The sequence below is a fragment of the Nonomuraea sp. KM90 genome (assembly GCF_052246675.1).
Taxonomy (GTDB): domain Bacteria; phylum Actinomycetota; class Actinomycetes; order Streptosporangiales; family Streptosporangiaceae; genus Nonomuraea.
Genome location: NZ_JBQQCB010000041.1, coordinates 1 through 20,653 on the forward strand (window position 1 = coordinate 1; position 20,653 = coordinate 20,653).

Annotated in this window: 20 protein-coding genes; 13 read left to right on the forward strand and 7 right to left on the reverse strand. The window is 71.3% G+C overall.

Translation table 11 applies throughout. The features are described 5' to 3' along the window. From ACTWPW_RS32030 to ACTWPW_RS32040, 3 genes are all read left to right on the forward strand, one after another. Window positions 1-191 (forward strand): hypothetical protein (locus ACTWPW_RS32030; protein WP_443170803.1); only part of this gene is annotated, 191 nt, incomplete at its 5' end. Continuing rightward, a complete protein-coding gene (locus ACTWPW_RS32035) occupies window positions 191-916 on the forward strand; it encodes a hypothetical protein (protein ID WP_443170804.1) in 726 nt (241 codons plus the stop codon). The genes ACTWPW_RS32030 and ACTWPW_RS32035, both read left to right, overlap by 1 nt. Window positions 917-1,065: 149 nt before the next feature. After that, window positions 1,066-2,454, forward strand: coding sequence for a glycoside hydrolase family 16 protein (locus ACTWPW_RS32040; RefSeq protein WP_443170805.1), 1,389 nt, complete (start codon window positions 1,066-1,068; stop codon window positions 2,452-2,454). Between the two features lie 22 nt (window positions 2,455-2,476). Here the strand turns inward: ACTWPW_RS32040 and ACTWPW_RS32045 are convergent, their stop codons facing one another. Beyond that, window positions 2,477-3,682 (reverse strand): hypothetical protein, encoded by a 1,206-nt coding sequence (locus ACTWPW_RS32045; protein WP_443170806.1) that lies wholly within the window; start codon window positions 3,680-3,682, stop codon window positions 2,477-2,479. 91 nt (window positions 3,683-3,773) lie between these two features. On the opposite strand from ACTWPW_RS32045, the gene ACTWPW_RS32050 reads away from it, so the two are divergent. After that, window positions 3,774-4,721: an isopenicillin N synthase family dioxygenase gene (locus tag ACTWPW_RS32050; RefSeq protein ID WP_375111897.1), complete on the forward strand. Its 948-nt coding sequence runs from the start codon at window positions 3,774-3,776 to the stop codon at window positions 4,719-4,721. Here the strand turns inward: ACTWPW_RS32050 and ACTWPW_RS32055 are convergent. Beyond that, window positions 4,718-7,066 carry a GH1 family beta-glucosidase gene (locus ACTWPW_RS32055; RefSeq protein ID WP_443170807.1) on the reverse strand — a complete coding sequence of 783 codons (2,349 nt, stop codon included), beginning with the start codon at window positions 7,064-7,066 and terminating at the stop codon, window positions 4,718-4,720. The two genes, ACTWPW_RS32050 and ACTWPW_RS32055, sit on opposite strands and share 4 nt — an antisense overlap. A gap of 93 nt (window positions 7,067-7,159) precedes the next feature. Between ACTWPW_RS32055 and ACTWPW_RS32060 the strand changes: the two genes are divergently transcribed. The 3 genes from ACTWPW_RS32060 (at window position 7,160) to rocD (ending at window position 9,785) form a co-directional block, all read left to right on the forward strand. Next, window positions 7,160-7,645, forward strand: coding sequence for an Lrp/AsnC family transcriptional regulator (locus ACTWPW_RS32060; RefSeq protein WP_375111899.1), 486 nt, complete (start codon window positions 7,160-7,162; stop codon window positions 7,643-7,645). Window positions 7,646-7,771: 126 nt separating this feature from the next. After that, window positions 7,772-8,569: a dimethylargininase gene (gene ddaH / locus ACTWPW_RS32065; protein WP_443170808.1), complete on the forward strand. Its 798-nt coding sequence runs from the start codon at window positions 7,772-7,774 to the stop codon at window positions 8,567-8,569. A gap of 1 nt (window position 8,570) precedes the next feature. Further along, complete coding sequence (gene rocD / locus ACTWPW_RS32070; RefSeq protein WP_443170809.1) at window positions 8,571-9,785, forward strand: ornithine--oxo-acid transaminase; 1,215 nt, start codon at window positions 8,571-8,573, stop codon at window positions 9,783-9,785. A 118-nt stretch (window positions 9,786-9,903) separates the two neighbouring features. On the opposite strand, the gene ACTWPW_RS32075 is transcribed toward rocD, so the two are convergent. Together ACTWPW_RS32075 and ACTWPW_RS32080 are read right to left on the reverse strand one after the other, a co-directional pair. Next, a complete protein-coding gene (locus tag ACTWPW_RS32075; protein WP_375111902.1) occupies window positions 9,904-10,620 on the reverse strand; it encodes a class I SAM-dependent methyltransferase in 717 nt (238 codons plus the stop codon). 6 nt (window positions 10,621-10,626) lie between these two features. Beyond that, window positions 10,627-12,174, reverse strand: a complete 1,548-nt coding sequence (locus ACTWPW_RS32080) for an alkaline phosphatase D family protein (protein WP_443170810.1) — start codon at window positions 12,172-12,174, stop codon at window positions 10,627-10,629. Window positions 12,175-12,388: 214 nt separating this feature from the next. Here ACTWPW_RS32080 and ACTWPW_RS32085 point away from each other — a divergent pair, with 214 nt between their 5' ends. Both ACTWPW_RS32085 and ACTWPW_RS32090 read left to right on the forward strand, forming a co-directional pair. After that, window positions 12,389-13,666, forward strand: a complete 1,278-nt coding sequence (locus ACTWPW_RS32085; protein WP_443170811.1) for a Glu/Leu/Phe/Val family dehydrogenase — start codon at window positions 12,389-12,391, stop codon at window positions 13,664-13,666. Window positions 13,667-13,740: 74 nt separating this feature from the next. Further along, window positions 13,741-13,944 (forward strand): hypothetical protein, encoded by a 204-nt coding sequence (locus tag ACTWPW_RS32090; protein ID WP_375111905.1) that lies wholly within the window; start codon window positions 13,741-13,743, stop codon window positions 13,942-13,944. 52 nt (window positions 13,945-13,996) lie between these two features. Here ACTWPW_RS32090 and ACTWPW_RS32095 read toward each other — a convergent pair whose 3' ends face one another. Then, entirely contained in the window at window positions 13,997-14,443 is a 447-nt protein-coding gene (locus ACTWPW_RS32095) for a MarR family winged helix-turn-helix transcriptional regulator (RefSeq protein ID WP_364123531.1), read from the reverse strand. Window positions 14,444-14,491: 48 nt separating this feature from the next. Between ACTWPW_RS32095 and ACTWPW_RS32100 the strand changes: the two genes are divergently transcribed. The 4 genes from ACTWPW_RS32100 to ACTWPW_RS32115 are packed head-to-tail and all read left to right on the forward strand — an operon-like array spanning window position 14,492 to window position 18,874. Then, entirely contained in the window at window positions 14,492-15,571 is a 1,080-nt protein-coding gene (locus tag ACTWPW_RS32100) for a substrate-binding domain-containing protein (protein WP_375111906.1), read from the forward strand. 52 nt (window positions 15,572-15,623) lie between these two features. Beyond that, a complete protein-coding gene (locus tag ACTWPW_RS32105) occupies window positions 15,624-16,991 on the forward strand; it encodes an APC family permease (RefSeq protein WP_443170812.1) in 1,368 nt (455 codons plus the stop codon). Continuing rightward, window positions 16,988-17,992, forward strand: coding sequence for an acetamidase/formamidase family protein (locus ACTWPW_RS32110; protein WP_375111908.1), 1,005 nt, complete (start codon window positions 16,988-16,990; stop codon window positions 17,990-17,992). The genes ACTWPW_RS32105 and ACTWPW_RS32110 overlap by 4 nt, the downstream gene beginning before the upstream one ends. 57 nt (window positions 17,993-18,049) lie before the next feature. Continuing rightward, window positions 18,050-18,874: a trypsin-like serine peptidase gene (locus tag ACTWPW_RS32115; RefSeq protein WP_375111909.1), complete on the forward strand. Its 825-nt coding sequence runs from the start codon at window positions 18,050-18,052 to the stop codon at window positions 18,872-18,874. Here ACTWPW_RS32115 and ACTWPW_RS32120 read toward each other — a convergent pair. Both ACTWPW_RS32120 and ACTWPW_RS32125 read right to left on the reverse strand, forming a co-directional pair. Beyond that, the gene (locus tag ACTWPW_RS32120) at window positions 18,858-19,745 is read right to left on the reverse strand and encodes a Gfo/Idh/MocA family protein (RefSeq protein WP_375111910.1); all 888 of its coding nucleotides are present in this window, start codon (window positions 19,743-19,745) and stop codon (window positions 18,858-18,860) included. The genes ACTWPW_RS32115 and ACTWPW_RS32120 overlap by 17 nt on opposite strands. Beyond that, window positions 19,742-20,653, reverse strand: coding sequence for an NAD-dependent epimerase/dehydratase family protein (locus ACTWPW_RS32125; protein ID WP_443170813.1), 912 nt, complete (start codon window positions 20,651-20,653; stop codon window positions 19,742-19,744). Before ACTWPW_RS32125 ends, ACTWPW_RS32120 begins: the two co-directional genes overlap by 4 nt.

Genomic DNA, 20,653 nt, shown 5'->3' on the forward strand with positions numbered 1-20,653 from the left:
CAGGGGGCGGCACGACAGGCGACAGTCTGGCGGGGGAAAGCCGGGCGGAGGGAAGCCGGGCGAGGCACAGCCCGGCGCCCGGCAGCCAGGCGCCCGGCAGCCAGGCGCCCGGCAGCCAGGAAGGGGACGCCCACGCGGGCGGCGGGCAGGCGCGGGACGCCAGGCGTACCGGCTCCAGGGACGACGTCTGATGGACCGCTCGCGGACGGCGCGCCGCCGGCTCCCGGCCCTGGCGGCGTTAGTGCTGGTCGCGACCCCCCTGACCGCGTGCGGCACCGAGTCGAAGGCGATCTGCGGCGTGATCGTCGACTCCACCAGCTACGCCGACCCCGCCACCTCCAGGAACGACGTCACCTCCAAGCTCCCTTCCTTCGCCCAGGAGTGCGACTGGATCGGCTTCGCGGCTGTCACCGGCAGCTCGGAGAGCAGCGCCTGCCGCCAGGACCCGGTCCCCATCGCCGCCACCCGGGCGGAGAACCCCAACGAGAACCCCGTCGTCGAGGAGCGCGTCAGGGAGCACCGCATCACGGAGGTGCTGCCCAGGGCGGTCCAGCTGTTCGACTGCCCGGGCGAGGGCGAGGGGTCGGACGTGCTCGGTGCCCTGCGCTACCTGGTCAAGCAGCTCAGCGCGCAGCGGCAGCCCGACAAGGCGCACCGGATCATCGTGTTCAGCGACCTGATCAACAACCGGGGCGACCTGAACATCAACCGGCTCGACCTGAACGAGGACGCGCGCCGGCAGAAGGTGAAGGAGCTCCGGGAGGCGCGGCTGCTGCCGGACCTGACCGGGTACGCGGTGGTCGTCCACGGCTTCCTGCGGGAGAAGACGTCCAGCCCGGACCGGTTCCCCCTGCTCGAGGGCTTCTGGCGGGAGGCGTTCGAGGCGGCGGGCGCGACCACGGTGGACCTGCTCTGAGCGACCGTTGAGAGCGCTCTCCCACCCGGACAATCGCCGGATCACACCCATGTCAAGCGCGTTGTGCGGAATATTGACAGGAAGTCACGGCTGTGTTCACATCTCTGAGAGAGCGCTCTCTCTCACGCCTCCGCACCCCCCATGGAGCGATGATGACAACAGCAAACAGGCTCCGACGACGCCTCGCGGCGGTGTCCGTGGCGCTCGCGGCACTGTGCGGACTGCTCGTCCAGGTGGCCGTCGGCGCCTCGGCCTCCGTCCCGCCCACCCCGTCGGGCTGGTCGCTGGTCTGGTCCGACGACTTCAACGGCGCCGCGAACACCCTCCCCTCGTCGTCCAACTGGATCATCGACACCGGCCACTCGTACCCCGGCGGCCCGGCCAACTGGGGCACCGGCGAGGTCCAGAACTACACCTCCAGCACCTCCAACCTCAGCCTCGACGGCTCCGGCAACCTGCGCATCACGCCCCTGCGCAGCGCGTCCGGCGAGTGGACCTCGGCGCGCATCGAGACCAGGCGGGCCGACTTCAAGCCGGCTGACGGGCGCATCCTGCGCATCGAGAGCCGGCTCCAGATGCCGAACGTGACCGGCAGCGCCGCCCTGGGCTACTGGCCGGCGTTCTGGGCGCTCGGGGCGCCGTACCGGGGGAACTACTGGAACTGGCCGGCGATCGGCGAGTTCGACATCATGGAGAACGTCAACGGGATCAACTCCGTGTGGGGCGTGCTGCACTGCGGGGTGAACCCGGGCGGGCCGTGCAACGAGACCACCGGCCTGGGCGCCAGCCGGGCGTGCCCGGGGTCGACGTGCCAGGCGGCCTACCACACCTACCGGTTCGAGTGGGACCGGAGCGTGAGCCCGAACCAGCTGCGGTGGTACGTGGACGGGCAGCAGTTCCACGGCGTCAACCAGTCGCAGTTCGACGCGACGACCTGGGCCAACATGACCGGTCACGCGGGCTACTTCCTGCTGCTCAACGTGGCGATGGGCGGGGCGTTCCCCAACGCGCTGGGCGGCCAGACGCCGACCGCGGCCACCGTGCCGGGGCGGCCGATGACGGTCGACTACGTGGCGGTGTGGCAGAGCGGCTCCGGTCCCGGCCCGACCGATCCTCCCGGCGGCGTCGACGCCCGCTCCACCATCCAGGCCGAGGCGTACCAGGGGCAGTCCGGCACCTTCGTCGAGCCGACCACGGACACCGGCGGCGGCCAGAACGTCGGCGCCATCGCCAACGGCGACTGGCTGCGCTTCGAAGGGGTCGACTTCGGCTCGACGGCCGCCACGCAGTTCAGGGCGCGGGTGGCCTCCGGGGCGGCCGCGGGGGTGAGCGGGCTGGTGCAGGTCAGGCTGGACAGCCCCACGGCCACGCCCATCGGTGACTTCGCGCTGGGCAACACGGGCGGCTGGCAGAGCTGGCGTACGGTGCCGGCGAACATCTCGGGGGTGACGGGCACGCACACGGTGTACCTGACCTTCTCCTCCGGTCAGCCCGCCGACTTCGTCAACGTCAACTGGTTCACCTTCGCCACGTCCTGACCGGTGCTCCCCGCACCACCCGTCACGAGCGGGTGGTGCGGCGGCGGAGCACGATGCGTTCGGCCCAGCTAGCCGCCTCCGGGTCCCGCAGGCCCTCCACCACGCCCCCGAGGTAGGCGGTCGCCAGGCTGTCGAACCCGCTGTCGAGCTGCCGAACCCGGCCGGCCCGGCGCCGCTCCACCCCCTGCAGGTACTGGGCGATGCTCTCCGCGTAGCCCGCGTCCCGCTGGTAGGCCGCCTGGGCGCTGGCGGACGTGCGGGCCTCGGCGTCGCGCTTGGCGCGCAGCTCCCAGAGGCGTCGGTCGTTCGGGTTGTGCATGCGGCGGCCGAGGTCGGCGGCGATGAGGGCGGTGGCCACGAGGAGGGCGAGCAGGAGGATCATGGTGGGGAGCTGCCCGACGCCGTCCGAGGTGGGCCCGATCTCCTCCCCGTCCACGATCAGGGGTCGCACCAGGGCGTCGCGGCGCAGGACGGCCACGGCGACGATCAGGCCGAGCCACACGACCGCCACGCCGACCAGCAGCAAGCGGCCCTTGGCCGAGCTCCCGTGCTCCTGCCAGGAGCGGAACGCCCGCCCGTACATGTGCGGCGCCACCAGCATGATCAGCGCGGCGCCCGCGGCGAGGAGCGCGGTCATCGCGACGCTGTCGCCCCAGCTCAGGATGACCTGGTACAGGATGGGCACCTCGACGATCAGCAGGAGCAGCAGCAGGAGGGCGGCGGGCAGCCAGCGGCGCACGACCGGCCAGTGGCCGCCCGAGATGGCGATGGAGCTGGGCCGGCCGTCGCCGGGGCGCCTGCTGGGCTGCTCCAGCTCCGTGACCCGGCGCTGGCTGTCCTCCAGGGCCTTCCTGGCCTCGCCGAACGCGCGCTGCGACTCCGCCAGCCGGATCTTCTGCCCCTCGAACTCGGCCCGCGCCCGCTGGATCTCCTGCTCGGTGCGTTCCTCGATCTTGGCCAGCTCCTCCAGCCGCTCGTCCTCCAGCTCGTGGAAGCGGGGCACGCTGCCGGTCTGGAGGGTGAGCGTGTCGATCTGGCCGTCGGCGGCGTGCGCGCGGCCGAGCTCGCGCTCCTCGCGGCGGCGCTGCGCCCAGTCCGGCAGGCGGTAGAGGTCTCCCTCGTACGCCACCGCGGGCGCGATGCGGGTGACCTGGTCGCCAGGATCGGCGGACTCGACGGCTGTCTGCCGCTTCGAGCGGTTGAGGCGGTTGAGGCTGATGAAGCGCATCGGACCTCCCCGGCGGGGTTCTGCCTTCGATGCTAATTCCCGGGCGTGGAAAGCCATGGTGGTGCGGGCGAATTGGGGAACAATGGTGCGAGTGAGCGAATTGCCGGTGATCGATCTCGCCCCGTTCCTCGACGACTCGGCGGGCCGCGGGAAGCAGGCCGTCGCGGACCGGATCGGGGCGGCCTGCCGGGACAGCGGCTTCTTCTACGTCTCCGGCCACGGCGTGCCGCCCGCGCTCATCGAGCGGCTCGACGCGGCGAGCAGGCGGTTCTTCGCGCTGCCCGAGCACGTCAAGGACGAGATCTCGATGGAGCGGGGCGGCCGGGCCTGGCGAGGGTTCTTCCCGGTCGGCGGCGAGCTGACGTCGGGGCGGCCGGACCTGAAGGAGGGCATCTACTTCGGGGCCGAGGAGCCGCCGGGGCCGCTGCCGCTGCACGGCCCCAACCTGTTCCCGGCCCAGGTGCCCGAGTTGCGGGACGCGGTGCTGGAGTACCTCCGGACGATGACGGGGGTGGGGCAGGCGGTCATGGGCGCGATCGCGCTGAGCCTCGGGCTGGACGAGGACTACTTCCGCTCGGGGTACACGGCTCACCCGACCATCCTTTTCCGGATATTTCATTACCCGCCGGCCCCGCCCGACGACCCCGACACCTGGGGCGTCGGCGAGCACACCGACTACGGGCTGCTCACCCTGCTCCTCCAGGACGCCAACGGCGGGCTGCAGGTGCGCACGCGGCAGGGGTGGGTCGAGGCGCCGCCGCTGGAGGGCACGTTCGTGTGCAACATCGGCGACATGCTCGACAAGCTCACCGGCGGCCGATACCGCTCCACCCCGCACCGCGTACGCAACCGCAGCGGCAACGAGCGCCTCAGCTTCCCGTTCTTCTTCGACCCAGGATGGGACAGCGAGGTCCCGCCCCTCCCCTACGCCCCCGGGCGGCGCTGGGACGGCCAGGTGGACTTCACCGGCACCTACGGCGAGTACCTGCTGTCCAAGGTCTCCAAGGTGTTCCCCCGCCTCTTCGAGCGCCAGGTCTAGGCCGACTCGCGGACCACGAGCCGCGTCGGGAGCACGACCGACGTCGTGTGCCGCCCCTCCAGCCGCGAGAGCAGCAGGCGGGCCAGCGCCAGCGCCTGGTCGGCCACCGGGACGCGGACGGTGGTCAGCCCGGGCGTGGTGGCCGAGGCGGCGTCGATGTCGTCGAAGCCCACCACGGCCAGGTCCTCCGGCACCCGCTTCCCGGCCTCCCGCGCCGCCTGCAGCGCCCCGATCGCGAGCTGGTCGGTGGCTGCGAAGACGCCGTCCAGCGACGGGTCGTCGCCGAGCAGCCGCCGGGTGGCCGCCGCGCCCGACGAGCGCGTCAGCTCGGCCAGGGCCAGGTGCGGCCGCAGGCCCGCGCGCTGGAGCGCCGCACGGTGCCCGGCCAGCCGGTCCTGCACGGTGATCAGGTCCGTGGGGCCGCAGACCATGCCGATGCGGCGGCGCCCGAGGGCGAGCAGGTGCTCGGTGGCCGCCGCCGCGCCGCCGGCGTTGTCCACGTCCACGTACGGCACCAGCGACGCGATCGCCGGCTTGCCCAGCAGCACGATCGGCACCCCGGTACGCGAGAGCCGCTCGGCCAGCGTGTCGGCCCGGTCGGGCGGCAGCAGCACGACCCCGTCAGCCAGGCGGGCCTCCAGGTGCGCGACGATGCGCCGGTGGCTCTCGGCCGTGTCGGCGAGCATGAGCGTGATCTGCTTGCCCGCGCCCTCCAGCAGGCTCGTGACGTACTGGACCACGGCGGCCGTCAGCGCGTCGCCGCCCTGCCGGGGAACGGACAGGACGAGCGCGATCGCGTTCGTGCGGCGGGTGACCAGGCTGCGCGCGGCCAGGTTGGGGACGTAGCCGAGCTCGTTGACGGCCTGCATCACGGCGGCCCTGACCTCGGGGCTCACCGACGACTCGCCGTTGACGACCCGCGAGACCGTGGCCCGGGACACGCCGGAGCGGGCGGCCACGGTCTCCAGGGTGGGCCGCTTGGGGCGCGTCTCGGCGAGGCCGTTGCGGCGGATCACGTCGCGGTACCACAGCGCGCTGTCCTTCAGCCGCCGCCGCTGGGTGGCGAAATCGACGTGGACGAGGCCGAACTTGCGCTGATACCCGTCGGCCCATTCGAGATTGTCGAGCAGTGTCCAGACGAGATATCCGCGCACCCGGGCGCCGTCCTCGACGGCCGCGCGCACCGCCCGCAGGTGCTCCTCGATGAAACTGATGCGCTCGACGTCGTGAATTCCGTCGCCGGTGACCACGTCCACGAAATCGGCGCCGTTCTCGGTGACCATCAGGTCGAGGTCCGGATATTCGCGGGAAACGCGGAGCAGGAGATGGGAGAGGCAACTGGGGACGATGGGCCAGCCCATGGCGGTGACCGCCGTGGGAATGGTGCAGAAGAGAATGCCTTCGCTGCCCGGATGGGCGGGATCGGCGGGCTCGCTCGGCTGCGCCTGGACGACCAGCGGCGTGTAGTAGTTCACGCCGAGCAGGTCGAGGGGCTGGGCGATGGCCTCCAGGTCGCCGTCGTGGACGTGGCCGAGCCCGCCGTGTCGCTCGACGATCGGGAGCAGCTCGGCGGGATAGGCGCCGCGCAGCATCGGCTCCAGGAACTGCCGGTTGACCAGCGCGTCGATCCTGGCCACGGCCTCGGCGTCCTCCTCCGACAGCGTCCGGCCGAAGTCGCTGACCTGGGCGGGTGTCATGACCGGCGAGAGGTTGAGCACCGTGCCGACCTTGGCGGCCCCGGCCGAGCGCAGGGCCTGCACGCCCAGCCCGTGGGCGAGCAGCATGTGGTGGGCGCTCCGGAAGGCCTCGGCGGCCGACTTGCGGCCCGGGGCGTGGATGCCGGAGCCGTACCCGAGGAACGCCGCCACCCACGGCTCGTTCAGCGTGAACCACGTGTCCACCCGGTCGCCGAGCCGCTCGTGCACGGCCGCGGCGTAATCGGCGAAAAGGTAGGCGGTGTCGCGGGCCGGCCAGCCGCCGAGATCCTCGACCGCCTGCGGCAGATCCCAGTGGTAAAGGGTGGTGTACGCGGTGATTCCCGCGGCTCCCAACTCGTCGAGCAACCGGTCGTAGAAGTCGAGCCCGGCCGCGTTGGGCTTGCCGCGCCCGTCCGGGAGAATCCGCGCCCAGCTCACCGAGAACCGGTAGGCGGCCATTCCCAGATCTTTCATCAGCCGCACGTCTTCGGGATAACGGTGGTAATGGTCGCACGCCTCCGCCCGGTCGGCGGAAAAGGTGTCCCAGATGGAGGGCCGGCGACCGTCGGCGGCCGTGGCCCCCTCGATCTGGAAAGCGGAGGTCGACACGCCCCACACGAAGCCTTCGGGGAAGCTCGCGGTGCTCATGGTTACGGATACCTTCCGGTCACTGTTCAACGCGCCCAGTCTCCCGCGCGCCGCTCGTCGCGCGCCAGCCTGGCCAGGCGGTATACAGAGCGCGTGGAACTGGACCGGCTCGATCGTGACATCATCGCGGCGCTCGTCGACGACGCCCGCCAGACCTACGCCGAGATCGGCCACCAGGTGGGGCTGAGCGCGTCGGCGGTCAAGCGGCGGGTGGACCGGCTGCGCGAGAGCGGGGCGATCACCGGTTTCAGCGCCCGGGTGGCGCCGCAGGCGCTCGGCTGGACGACCGAGGCGTACGTGGAGCTGTTCTGCCAGGGCAAGACCAAGCCGTCGGACATCGCGCTGGCCGTGGCCAAGTTCCCGGAGGTGGTGGCGGCGGCCACGATCACCGGCGAGGCGGACGCGCTGCTGCACATCAGGGCCACGGACGTACGCCATGTGGAGCGGGTGATCGAGCGCATCGCGGCGCAGTCGTTCGTGGTGCGGACCAAGAGCTCGATCGTGCTGTCGAGGCTGGTGGACACCCCTCCCGGTGCGGCCGTCCCGGAATCGCGCAACGGATCGCCTGCCCCCGGCTGAGAGACGCAACAGATTCGCGCGAACACGCAATGTCAACCCCTTGGCCTGCATAAACATACATTCTTAGGCTGTCTCCAGCCCCTTCAATGGGGATTTCCCCTGCTAAAGGACTCGATGGAGCGCTGCATGCCCAAACACTTCCTCATGTGCCGTCCGGACTACTTCACGGTCGAGTACGCGATCAACCCGTGGATGCATCCCGAGGCGGGCGCCGACCGCGACGTGGCGGTCCGGCAGTGGGAGGGCCTCAAGTCGGCGTACGAGGAGCTCGGGCACAAGGTGAGCCTGATCGACCCGATCGACGGGCTGCCCGACATGGTCTTCGCCGCGAACGGCGCCCTGGTCGTGGGCGGCCGCGTCTACGGCGCCCGGTTCACCTACCCCCAGCGCGGCGCCGAGGGGCCCGCCTACCTGCGCTGGTTCGCCGAGCGCGGCTACCCGACGGCCGAGCCGGCCCACGTCAACGAGGGTGAGGGCGACTTCCTCACGCTCGACGAGGTCATCCTGGCCGGCACCGGCTTCCGCACGGACGTGGTGGCCCACCAGGAGGCGCAGGAATACCTGGGGCGCCCGGTGATCTCGCTGAAGCTGGTCGACCCGCGCTTCTACCACCTGGACACGGCGCTGTTCCCGCTCGACGGGCACAACGTCGCCTACTACCCCGGCGCCTTCTCGCCGGGCAGTCTCGCGGTGCTGCGCCGCATGTTCCCCGACGCGGTGGTCGCGACCGCCGAGGACGCCGAGGTGCTCGGCCTCAACGCGGTCAGCGACGGCACGAACGTGGTCATCAACGCCGAAGCGTCCAACCTCCAGTTGGAACTCAAGCGCCGAGGGTACGAGGTGATCCCGGTCGACCTCTCGGAGCTGCGTAAGGCGGGTGGGGGCCCCAAGTGCTGCACACTGGAGATCAGGGGGGAGAACTGACATGACCACCAGCGCAGAGCTGATCGAAGTGAGCGAGCGCCGCGGCGCCCACAACTACCATCCACTGCCCGTCGTGATCCATGAGGCGCACGGCGCCTGGGTCACCGACGTCGAGGGCAAGCGGTATCTGGACTGCCTGTCCGGCTACTCCTCGCTCAACTTCGGCCACGGGAACCCGAAGATCATCGAGGCCGCGAAGGAGCAGCTCGAGCGGCTCACGCTGACCAGCCGGGCCTTCTACCACGACCAGTTCGCGCAGTTCTGCACCGGGCTCGGCGACCTCACGAGCAAAGACATGGTCCTGCCCATGAACACCGGCGCCGAGGCCGTGGAGACCGCCATCAAGGTGGCGCGCAAGTGGGGCTACGAGGTCAAGGGCGTCGAGCCCGACCAGGCCAACATCATCGTGATGGAGGGCAACTTCCACGGGCGCACCACCACGATCGTCAGCTTCTCCACCGACCCGGAGGCGCACGACAACTTCGGCCCGTACACGCCCGGCTTCCGGCTCGTCCCGTACGGCTCCGCCGACGCGATCAGGCAGGCCGTGGACGCCAACACGGTCGCCGTGCTGGTCGAGCCGATCCAGGGCGAGGCCGGGGTGCTGGTGCCGCCGGACGGCTTCCTGAGCGACGTGCGCGCGCTGTGCACGGCCGAGGGCATCCTGATGATCGCCGACGAGATCCAGTCGGGGCTGGGGCGCACGGGGCAGACGTTCGCGTGCGACCACGAGGGCGTGGTGCCCGACATCTACGTCATGGGGAAGGCGCTCGGCGGCGGGGTCGTACCGGTCTCGGCGATCGCCGCGAACCGGGACGTGCTCGGGATCATCCACCCGGGCCAGCACGGCTCCACGTTCGGCGGCAACCCGCTGGCCTGCGCGGTGGCGAACGCGGTCATCGAGATCCTGAACACCGGCGAGTTCCAGGCCAGGGCCGCCAAGCTGGGCGAGGTGCTGCACACGCGGCTGCGCGAGCTGATCGGCAAGGGCGTGCTCGAGGTGCGCGGGCGCGGGCTGTGGGCGGGCGTGGACATCGACCCCGACCTGGCCAGCGGGCGCGAGATCTCGAAGGCGCTGATGAAGCGGGGGGTGCTGGCCAAGGACACGCACGGGTCCACGATCCGGCTGGCGCCGCCCATCGTCGTCTCCGAGGACGACCTGCTCTGGGCGATCGACCAGCTCGTCGACGCCATCTACGAGTTCAGGAACCGCTAGGCACAGCCTGTCCGGCTCCGCGAGGAAGGGCCCGGCCACCCTGCGTGGCCGGACCCTGTCCAGGGGAACGCTCCTCCGGTTCACGGGGTCACGCGCCGATGCGGCGCACGGTCACCGCCTAAGCGGTCACCCGCCAGACCTGCATGCCCTCCGGGGCGTCCTCGGCCGCGAACCCGGCCTCCTTCAGCTCGCTCACCAGCACCTCCGTCGCGGGCCAGTGGCTGGTGCCGGTGACCTCGTCCTCGCTGATCACCACGCCGCGCTGCCTGATCCGGTAGACGAACCGCGAGGTGACGCTCTCGCCCGCGACGTCGAGCACCTGCCCGGCGATCTCGTACGTGTGCCTGCCCACCTGGTACGAGCCCATGACCGCCGGCTCACCCGGCACGCGCGCGCCCCGGTCGCGCCAGTTGAACACCAGCCGCCCGCCCGGTTCGAGCTGCCTGGCCAGCACCCGCCACAGCTCGGCCCGCTCGGCGGCGGGGAAGCTCTGCAGCACCGAGATCATCACGACGGCCTCGACCGGCTCGTCCACCTCCACGTCCAGGGCCCCGCACGGCAGCACGGTCACGCGGCGCACCGCGTCCGGGTCGTGGGCCAGGCGCGAGACCAGCACCGAGCGCATGCCGAGCGACGGCTCCAGGGCGTAGATCTCGGCGGGGGTCACGCGGGCGATGAGCTCGGTGATGAGGCCGGTGCCGGCGCCGATCTCGATGACGCTCCGCCGGACGTCCGCCAGCAGCGGGGGCAGCAGCTCGCGGATCTCGGGCACGTGGCCGTCCTCGTGCCAGAGGTCGTAGAAGGGCACGGCGACGGCGTAGTTGTCCTCGTACATGGGACTTCAGCGTAGATGCGTGGAGTCGATCGGTTTGACCACCTCGCCGGTGGAGCCGTACCAGGTGACCTGGTCGGGCAGGGTGAGCGTGGCCAGCGCGTTCTGGAACCAGGGGCCCTTGGTGACGCGCCACCGGAACGGCGGGCGCGGGATGCCCGCCAGCCGCGCCAGCAGGGTGCCGACCAGGGTGGCGATCGAGAACTGGGTGAACACGTTGGCCCAGCGCAGCATCCGGCTGAGCGGGTTGCGGACCGGCGAGCAGACGACCTGGAAGACCGGCCCGCCGTCGGCCTTGGCCAGGTAGGAGTAGTGGACGTCGCCCGACAGGATCAGCACGGGCTTGCCCACCCCGATCAGCAGCCGGGCCAGGTCGTCGAACGAGCGCCGGAACGCCGCCCAGTGCTCCAGGTCGACGGCCTGCCGGAACTTCTCCGACCACCGCCGCACCAGCGGGCCCCACTTGCCGTCGCACAGGGCCTCGTTCCAGTTCTGTACGCCGTGCACGCCCTCGGGCAGCAGGAACGGGATCGACGAGCCGATGATCAGCTGCTCGGCCGGCCGCCGCGCCTGCTCCTCCAGCCAGGCCCACTCCCCGGGGTCGAGCATGCGGCGGTCGCCGGGGGTGAGCTGCCTGGCGCACCTGGTGTCCACCATGATCAGGCGGGCGGGCCCGAGGTCGCGGGCGTAGCTCCAGCGGTTGCTGCTCGGCTCGGCGTCGGCCCGCTCGGCGAACGCGTCGAGCGCCGCGCCGCCGTCACCGGCCATCAGCTTGGCCAGCACCGGGTCCTCGGCCCGCTCGGCCGGCGAGAGGTTGCCGAGGTGCTGGTAGATCCAGTAAGCCCCCAGCCCGGACATCACCCGGTGGGGCCACCACGGCACCTTGGCCATCTCCTCGCGCCAGGGCTGCGAGGTGTTCCAGTCGTCGCGCAGGTCGTGGTCGTCGAAGATCATCGCGCTCGGCACGGTGGACAGCAGCCAGCGGATCTCGGTCTCGGTCCACGCCTGGCGGTAGAGCTCGGCGTACTCCTCGAAGTCGGCGATCTCCCCCTGCGGCTCCGTGGTCCTGCGGGCGCGGATGTAGGCCAGCATCTCCGGCGAGGGGTTGTCGGCGTAGACCTGGTCGCCGAGGAGCAGCAGCAGGTCGGGCCACTCCTCCTCGTCCGCCTGCGCGAGGTGCTCGCCGTAGGCGCGCAGGACGTCGTCGCCGTGGCTGCGTACGTGCGCGGCGTCGTGCGGCACGCTGGTGCGGCACGACCCGAACGCCAGCCGCCGCGCCCCTCCGGCGGGCAGCAGCCGGATCCGGCTCGGCGGGCGACCCGCCAGGGGCCATACCTGCTCCCCGTCGAGCTTCACCGAGTACGAGGCGATATCCTGGGACAACTCAACGAGATCCACGATCGCGTAGTGGTGACCGTGCACGGCGAAGGTGGGCGACCGATAAGTCCTGCCGTCCGCCTCGACGGCGACCGTGCCGGGTTCGGCGGTCTCCACCCAGATCGAGGCGCTGACGGAGTCGACATAGCGCAACAGCGGTCCCACCACGAGTGCGGGCATTCGACCCCCGATTCGACGTTCCGGCATACTCTCGCCCGCAAGCCTGCCAGAGTGGCACGGTCCACAGCATCCGATCACCGGCTTGGATTTCTACCAACAACTAGGCAAGGTCAAACGCCCCGCTCTAGGATGATCGTGACAACAACGCCCAAATGGGGAAGGCAATGGCGCTTTTTCCGCAAATAGGGCGTACATAACAGGAGGAATTCCTTCCATGAGCATCATGGTGCCGTCAAAGACGCCGGCCCTGATCACCCCGGGCCGTCAGGCCCTCGATTCCGCTCTCCAGCAGCTCGACCAGGCCGCCGAGCATCTCGGGCTCGAAGACGGGCTCCGCACGATGCTGGCCACGCCCCGCCGCTCGCTGACCGTCTCGGTCCCGGTGCGGCGCGAGGACGGCCGCCTGGACGTCGTCCAGGGCTTCCGCGTCCAGCACAACGTCTCGCGCGGCCCCGCCAAGGGCGGGCTCCGGTTTCATCCCGGCACCGACATCCACGAGGTCACCGCGCTCGCGATGTGGATGACGTGGAAGTGTGCGCTGGTCGGCATCCCGTACGGCGGCGCCAAGGGCGGCGTGGCCGTGGACCCGGCCGGGCTCACCACCCGCGAGCTGGAGCGGATGACCCGCCGCTACGTCAACGAGATCCTGCCGCTGATCGGCCCGGAGAAGGACATCCCGGCGCCCGACGTCGGCACCGACGAGCAGACCATGGCCTGGATCATGGACACCTACAGCGTCAACGCCGGCTACTCGGTGCCCGGTGTGGTCACCGGCAAGCCGACGACGCTGGGCGGCTCGCTCGGACGCGCGGGCGCGACCTCGCGCGGCGTGCAGATCGCGGCCCTGGCCGCGCTCGGCCGCTCGCCGGAGGGCGTGACCGTGGCCGTGCAGGGCTTCGGCAAGGTGGGCGGGCCGGCCGCGCAGTTCCTGTCCGACGCGGGGTGCACGGTGGTGGCGGTGTCCGACGCCACCGGCGCCGTTCACTCCGCGCGAGGTCTGGACATCGCCCGGCTGCGCGCGTGGGTCGCCGAGACCGGCGGCGTGCGCGGCTTCCGGGAGGCCGACGCGCTGGCCCACGAGGACCTGTTCGAGCTGGACGTGGACATCCTGGTCCCGGCCGCGCTCGAGGGCGCGATCACGGAGGCCAACGCGCCCAGGATCCGCGCCCGCCTGGTCGTCGAGGGCGCCAACGGCCCCACCACGCCCGAGGCCGACGAGATCCTCGCCGCCAACGGCACCACGGTCGTGCCCGACATCCTGGCCAACGCGGGCGGGGTGATCGTGTCCTACCTGGAGTGGGTGCAGAACATGCAGGCCTACTCGTGGAGCTCCGGCGAGGTCGAGCTGAAGCTGCGCGACCTCATGCTGGGCGCGTTCTCCGAGGTCACGTCGCTGGCCGCCGAGCGCGGCCTGACGCTTCGGCAGGCGGCGCACGTCATCGGCGTGGGCCGGGTGGCCGAGGCGCACCAGATGCGCGGCCTCTACCCGTGAGCGCGACTTAAGTAGCACGGGGCCCGCCCAAGGTTCGATGCCGGGGCGGGCCTCGCGTTGGGACCCTGAACGGCATGAGAGGTTTCATCAACGTCGTCGCCGTGATCGCGATCATTCAGGGGTTGGGCGGGTTCATCGGGCGGGTGTGGTTCGACCGCGAATGGGGGTTCCTGCACCGGCTGGTGGAGTTGCCCCTGCCCGGTTATCTGGGCGTGGCGGTGGCCGGGGTGGTGGCGCTGGTCTGGACGGACGTGGCCAAGAAGCGCGAGCAGGGCTGAGCGCCGGCCGCCCGGCCGCCGAGCTCAGGGCCTGAGCCCGACCACGCCTAGCTCAGGCCCTGAGCTCGGCGTAGTCGAGCGCCTCCACCAGGCTCTCCAGGTCGCGCATGAGCTGATCGGTCCGCTCCCGCCCGAACGCCAGCGCGATCACCCCCTGCTGCTCGGCCACGGCCCCGTCCACCCGCGCGAGCAGCTCGGCCCCGCGCTCGGAGACGAACACCGCCACCCGCCGCCGATCCCCCGTCGACGGCCCCCGATAGACCAGCGCCCGGTCGATGAGCCGGTCGACGGCCTTGGTCAGCGTCGGGTGCGGCATCAGCACGGCCTCGGCGAGCTCTCCCATCGACTCGCCCCGGCCGTCGGCCAGCGCCCGCATGATGCGCCACTGCTCGACCGTGACGTCCTCGCCGGAGAGCACCGCCGCCAGCCCCCGGTTGACGCTGCGCTCCGCACGGCTCAGCAGATAGGCGAGTGAGGACCCGAGCCCAGAGGTGGTCATGGAGGAGGTCCTTTCGTCGGGGTGCTAGAAGGGAGGATACTCGTCGGCGTGGCGGCGACCGTCGATCCTCTCGAAGCGCGGCTCCTCCCCTCTGACTCGATCAGGATCGGCCTGGTCGTGCCCGTGTCCGGGGTGCTCGGCCTGATGGGCCCGTGTGCGATCAACTGCGCCGTGCTGGCCGCCGAGGAGATCAACGACCGGGGCGGCCTGCTGGGGCGGCAGGTCGAGCTGGTGCTCGTCGACGGCGGGCGGCCCGCGCAGGTGGTGGGGGCCGAGGTGGGCGGGCTGGTCCGGTCGGGCACGGTGGCGGCCGTGGCCGGGGCCCACGCGAGCGACGTGCGCGTGGCGGTGGTGGCCGCGATCGCGGGGCGGGTGCCGTTCGTGTACGCGCCGCCGTACGAGGGCGGGGGCCGCGCGCCGGGGGTCTACTTCCTCGGCGAGACCCCGGAGCGGCAGCTCGCGCCAGGCATCGAGTGGCTGATCGGCACGCGGCGGGCGCGCCGGTGGTACCTGCTGGGCAACGACTACATCTGGCCGCGCCTGGTGCACGCCAGCGCCCGCACGCGGCTGCGCGCGGCGGGCGCGACCGTGGTGGGCGAGCGGTTCGTCCGCTACGGCGCGGCGGTGAACTGGCTGGACCGGGTGGCCGACGCCAGGCCCGACGCGATCCTGCTGACGCTGATCGGCAGCGACCTGATCGCCTTCAACCGGGCGTACGCGGCCTCCGGGCTCGGGGCGGCCCGGCTGTGCGGGGCGCTGGAGGAGCACGGCCTGCTGGGCATCGGCGGCGACACCACCGGCGAGCTCTACTCGTCCATGGGCTACTTCCGTGGCCTGCCCACCTCGGCCGGCCTCGACTTCGCCGAGCGCTACGCCGCCCGGTTCGGCGCGGACGCCCCCATGCTCAACGCCCACGGACACGGCTGCTACGAGGCGGTCACGATGCTGGCCGCCCTGTGCGCGCGGGCCGGCTCGCTGGCGGTGCCCGCGCTGGACGCGGTCGCCGACGGCACCCGGATCACCAGCGCGCGCGGAACGCTCACGCTGCTCGATCGGCAGGTACGGCATCCCGTCCACCTCGGCAGGGCCGATGGCCTGGATTTCTTCCTACAGAAACCTTTTCAGTAGAAAGCTTTGGCTCTAAGGTGCGAATCGCCCCCCAAGCAGCTAGGAGCCGTCCATGAGCACAGTCGAGCAGTTCGGCTACCGCCAGGAACTCAAGCGTTCCCTGGGCTTCGCCGACCTGATGATCTATGGCCTGATCTTCATGGTGCCGATCGCACCCTTCGGCATCTTCGGTTCTGTCTTCTCCATCTCGCACGGGATGGTGGCGCTGGCCTACGTCATCGGGCTGGTGGCGATGGCGTTCACGGCGCTGTCGTACGCCCACATGGCCCGGGCCTTCCCGATGGCCGGCTCGGTCTACACCTACGCCGGGCGCGGCATCGCGGCCCCCGTCGGGTTCATGGCCGGCTGGGCGATCCTGCTGGACTACATCCTCGTGCCCTCGCTGCTCTACCTGATCGCCAGCATGGCCATGAACACCTTCGTACCGGTGATCCCCGTGTGGGCATGGCTGGTGGCGTTCGTCCTGCTCAACACGGTCATCAACTACCTGGGCATCCAGATGACGGCCAGGATCACCCGGATCATGCTGGTGGCCGAGCTGGCGGTGCTGGCGATCTTCCTCGTGGTCGGCGGCGTCGCCCTGGCCCAGGGCAAGGCGCAGACCGGCGCGCTGACCCCGCTCTTCGACTCCTCCTCCTTCACCTTCAGCGTGGCGTTCGCCGCCGCGTCGGTGGCCGTGCTGTCGTTCCTCGGCTTCGACGGCATCTCCACGCTGGCCGAGGAGAACCGCGAGGACGCCCGCCGCCTCGGCCGCTCCATGGTGGCCGCGCTGGCGGTGGCGGCCGTGCTGTTCGTGGTCCAGACGTGGGTGGCGGCGCTGCTCACCCCGAACCGGGCACAGCTGATCACGCAGGGCGACCTCAAGGGCAACGCCTTCTACGACACCGCCACGTTCGCCGGCGGGCCGTGGCTGGGGGTGCTCACCGCCGTGGCCACCGCCATCGCCTGGGGTTTCGCCAACTCGCTGGTCGCGCAGGCGGCCACCTCGCGCCTGCTGTTCGCGATGGGCCGCGACCGGCAGCTCCCGGGTTTCCTGGCCAAGGTGGACCCCAAGCACCGGGTGCCGGTCAACGCCACGCTGGTGGTGGCCGTCATCTCGCTGGTCGTGGGCATCTTCATGAGCACGAGGGAGAACGGCGCCACCGAGCTGGCCTCGCTGGTCAACTTCGGCGCGATGACCGCCTTCCTGCTGCTGCACATCGCCGTGGTCGTCCACTACACGGTCAGGCAGCGCAGCCGCAACTACTGGGCGCACCTGGTCGCGCCCGTGGTCGGCTTCGGCGTCCTGGTGGCCGTCGTGATCAACCAGAACGTCGCCGCCCAGTGGGTCGGCGGCGTCTGGCTGGCCGCCGGCCTGGTCGTCCTCGGCGTCTCGTATCTGCTGGGCCGCAGGCCCGTCCTACCGTCGGAGGTCAAGTGAACGTCGTCTCCTACCATCCCTCGCCGGAAGAGCTGAGCTACACCTTCGGGGGTCGCCCGGCCGTCGGCAAGGTACGGCCGGGCACGATCATGGAGCTGTACACCGAGGACTGCTTCGGCGGCCGGGTCCGTACGGTGGACGACCTGCCGTCGCAGGTGTGCGAGTTCCCCTATCTCAACCCGGTGACCGGCCCCTTCCACGTGGCGGGCGCCGAGCCCGGCGACACGCTGGCGCTGCACTTCGTCAAGATCACGCCGGCCCGGGACTGGGCGGTGTCCACCACGTTTCCCCACTTCGGCGCGCTGACCGGGACGCACACCACGGCCATGCTCCAGCCGCCGCTGGAGGAGCGGGTCTGGCGCTACGACATCGACCTGGAGCGGAACGTGGCCGTCTACCACGCCCGCAACAGCGACTTCAGCGTGGAGCTGCCGCTGGACCCGATGCACGGCACGGTCGGCGTCGCCCCCGGCGCGAACGAGGCCCGCATGACGATCACCCCCGACGCGCACGGCGGCAACATGGACACCCCGGAGCTGCGCGCGGGCGTCACCGTCTACCTGGGCGTCAACGTCGAGGGCGGGATGTTCTCGATCGGCGACGGGCACGGGCTGCAGGGACACGGCGAGGTGTGCGGCACGGCGGTCGAGTCGGCCATGAACACCGTGGTCGCGGTCGAGCTGATCAAGGGTGTGGCCACGCCGTGGCCACGGCTGGAGGACGACCTGCACCTGATGTCCACGGGGTCGGCCAGGCCGCTGGAGGACGCGTACCGGATCAGCCAGCACGACCTGGTCACCTGGACCTCGGAGCTGACCGGGCTGGACACGCTCGACGCCTACCAGCTCGTCAGCCAGGCCGGGCAGGCGCCGGTCGGGAACGTGTGCGACACCAACTACACCATGGTCGCCAAGCTGCCCAAGGCGTACGTGGCTCGGGCACCGGTCTACGAGTCCGCGCACGCTCGCCTGCGCGCGCTGGGTTCCGCGTACACAAGTTAGGGTAAACATTGATGTCGCAGGTCAGAGCACTGATCATCTTCGTCCTAGAGTGGGAAGGTGCTCAGGTTGGTGCTGTCTCTGGTCCTGCTCGATCCAGCCGCCGTCACCGAGGTGTCCCAACGAAACGTCCCCGTTCCCCGCGTGCTCACCCCTGAGGGCGACCGCCTGGGCTACGCGCCGGTCCCGCGCCCCTACACGGGGGCGCGGCGGCTGGCGGGGGTGCTGCTCGGCCACGATCCGGTCGCGAAGACGGACGTCCTGTGCGGGGGCACGGTGATCGGCTCCCGCAGTCGCAGCCTGGTGCTGACGGCGGCGCACTGCCTGTACCACGACGGGCGGCTGCTCAAGCACCTGGCCTTCCTGCCCGGGTACGACCGCGGCCGGCCGCGGCTGGGGGTCTGGCCGGTCGTGCGGACGTGGGTGCCGGCCCGGTGGCGCACGCGGCCGTACTCGCCGGACCTGCTGCCGTACGACGTGGGCCTGGTCGGCGTCGTCCGCCGCAAGCGCCCGCTGGAGGACGTGACCGGGCGGGGCCTGTCACCCATGCCCACCTCCCGGGGCACCGAGCTGCGCGGGCTGGAGCTGCTCGGCTACCCGGTGGGCAAGGGCTATCCGGGCACCACGATGTACCGGTGCCTGGGCGACACGGTCGAGGGCATCTCGCAGGGGCCGGGGCTGATGGTCACGCGCAACTGCCACGCCGCCGCCGGCGGCAGCGGCGGCCCCGCGTTGTACGGCGGCTCGGTGGCGGGCGTCGTGTCCTCCTCCAGCCCGCTGAGCGACGCGAAGGGCTACACCGTGCTGACCCGGCTGGGGCGCCGGCCGTTCGAGCGGATGTTCGCCAGGGCCGACCGCGCGATGCGGCTCACTCCGTCGTCCTGACGATCTCCTCGCAGAGGGCGTGGGTGGCCAGCGCGTCACCGGCGTCGATCCGGCGGCCCTCGCGCACGGCGGCGAGGAACTCCAGGCAGATCTGCTCGATGCCGCGCTGTCTGGCCACCGGCACCCAGTCGGGCCGCCTGGCGAGCGTCTCGCCGCCCCGGTAGTCGATGACGTCGCCGAGGTTGACCACCCGGCGCTTGACGCCGTCGCCCATGGCCTCGCAGCTCTCCTCGCCGGCGCCGCTCATCCGGTTCATGACGCCGATGGCGGTGAACCCGTCGCCCGACAGCTCCAGGACGATGTGCTCGATCAGGCCGTCCTTGACGCGGGTCCTGATGGACGTGCCGGTGACCTGGCCCGGGGCGAGGAACCTCAAGGTGTCCGCCACGTGGATGAAGTCATCGAATATCGCCCGCCGGGGGGTGTCGGGGTGGTTGTCGCGGTTCTTCTCCATGAGGATCAGGTGCCGGGGATGGGCGGCCAGCCCGGCGTACCCGGGGGCGTGGCGGCGGTTGAAGCCCACCATCAGGGACCTGTCCCCGGCCCTGGCCAGGCGTACGAGGTGCTCGGACTCGGCCAGGGTGTAGGCGATCGGCTTGTCGACGTAGACGTGGATCCCGGCGTCGAGCAGCTGCTCGACGATCTCCGGGTGGGCCTCGGTGGCGGCGTGCACGAACGCCGCCTCGACCCCGGCCTTGATCACCTCGTCCACGCTGGTGGACCGGGCGGCGATGCGGTAGGCGTCGCCGAGCCGGTCCAGCCGGGTCTCGTTGCGGGTGCAGAGGTGCAGGTCAAGGGCGGGCTGGGCGGCGAGCACGGGAAGGTAGGCCTTCTCCGCGATGTCGCCCAGGCCGATCAGCGCTGTCTTCACCCGTCGAGCGTAGCCTTGAGCGCCTGGGCGATCGGGGTAGGCGCGACGCCGAACGTGCTCTGGAACGCCGAGGAGTCGAGCACGTAGGGCGCGACGAACTGGTAGCGGATGTGCCGCATCTCGCCGATCATCGGCGAGAACAGCCCGGCCGCCCGGACCACCGGCCACGGCAGCTGCGTCATCCGGGGCGCGGGCCGGCCGAGCAGCGCGGCCATGCGCTCCCCGAGCTGCCGGAAGGTCAGCGGCTCGGCGGTGGGCACGTGCCAGGGCCGCCCCCAGGCCCGCTCATCGCTCCCGGCGACGACCAGCGCGTCGGCCACGTCGGGCAGGTACGTCCAGCTGTGCGGCATGTCCGCCGGCCAGACCAGCTGGATGGTCTTGCCCGCCCTGAGCGGCACGAGGAAGCGGTCGCCCATGTAGGACTGGTCGGTGGCGCCGGGGCCGAAGTAGTCGGAGCCGCGCACCTCGGTGGCCCTGATCCGGCCGGCCCGGTGCGCGGCCAGCGCGTCGGCCCACATCCTGGCCCGGACCTGGGCCTTGGGGCTGGTGGAGGCGAGCGGCAGGTCCTCGGTCATCGGGACCGACACGGGGCCGTACGGGTAGAGGTTGCCGAGCATCACGTACACGGCGCCGGTGGCCTCGGCGGCGCCCAGGAACGACGCGGCCATCGGCGGCCAGTCGGTGAGCCAGCGGTGGTATTTCGGGTTGACGCAGTTGTACAGGACGTCGGCCCCCTTGGTGACCTCGGTCAGCCGGGCCCGGTCCGCGACGTCGGCGGCCACCTTGACCGCACCCGCCGGGCCGCTGCCCGACCGGGTCACGACGACGACCTCGTGTCCCTGGGCCATGAGCTTGGCGGCCAGATGCGTACCGACCTGGCCGGAACCCACGACGACGTGCTTACCCAT

Coding starts and splice junctions, on each gene's coding strand:
- ACTWPW_RS32035 (WP_443170804.1), top strand. CDS start 191: ATGGACCGCTCGCGGACGGCGCGCCGCCGGCTCCCGGCCCTGGCGGCG.
- ACTWPW_RS32040 (WP_443170805.1), top strand. CDS start 1,066: ATGATGACAACAGCAAACAGGCTCCGACGACGCCTCGCGGCGGTGTCC.
- ACTWPW_RS32045 (WP_443170806.1), bottom strand. CDS start 3,682: ATGCGCTTCATCAGCCTCAACCGCCTCAACCGCTCGAAGCGGCAGACA.
- ACTWPW_RS32055 (WP_443170807.1), bottom strand. CDS start 7,066: ATGAGCACCGCGAGCTTCCCCGAAGGCTTCGTGTGGGGCGTGTCGACC.
- ddaH (WP_443170808.1), top strand. CDS start 7,772: ATGCCCAAACACTTCCTCATGTGCCGTCCGGACTACTTCACGGTCGAG.
- rocD (WP_443170809.1), top strand. CDS start 8,571: ATGACCACCAGCGCAGAGCTGATCGAAGTGAGCGAGCGCCGCGGCGCC.
- ACTWPW_RS32075 (WP_375111902.1), bottom strand. CDS start 10,620: ATGTACGAGGACAACTACGCCGTCGCCGTGCCCTTCTACGACCTCTGG.
- ACTWPW_RS32080 (WP_443170810.1), bottom strand. CDS start 12,174: ATGCCCGCACTCGTGGTGGGACCGCTGTTGCGCTATGTCGACTCCGTC.
- ACTWPW_RS32085 (WP_443170811.1), top strand. CDS start 12,389: ATGAGCATCATGGTGCCGTCAAAGACGCCGGCCCTGATCACCCCGGGC.
- ACTWPW_RS32090 (WP_375111905.1), top strand. CDS start 13,741: ATGAGAGGTTTCATCAACGTCGTCGCCGTGATCGCGATCATTCAGGGG.
- ACTWPW_RS32095 (WP_364123531.1), bottom strand. CDS start 14,443: ATGACCACCTCTGGGCTCGGGTCCTCACTCGCCTATCTGCTGAGCCGT.
- ACTWPW_RS32105 (WP_443170812.1), top strand. CDS start 15,624: ATGAGCACAGTCGAGCAGTTCGGCTACCGCCAGGAACTCAAGCGTTCC.
- ACTWPW_RS32125 (WP_443170813.1), bottom strand. CDS start 20,653: ATGGGTAAGCACGTCGTCGTGGGTTCCGGCCAGGTCGGTACGCATCTG.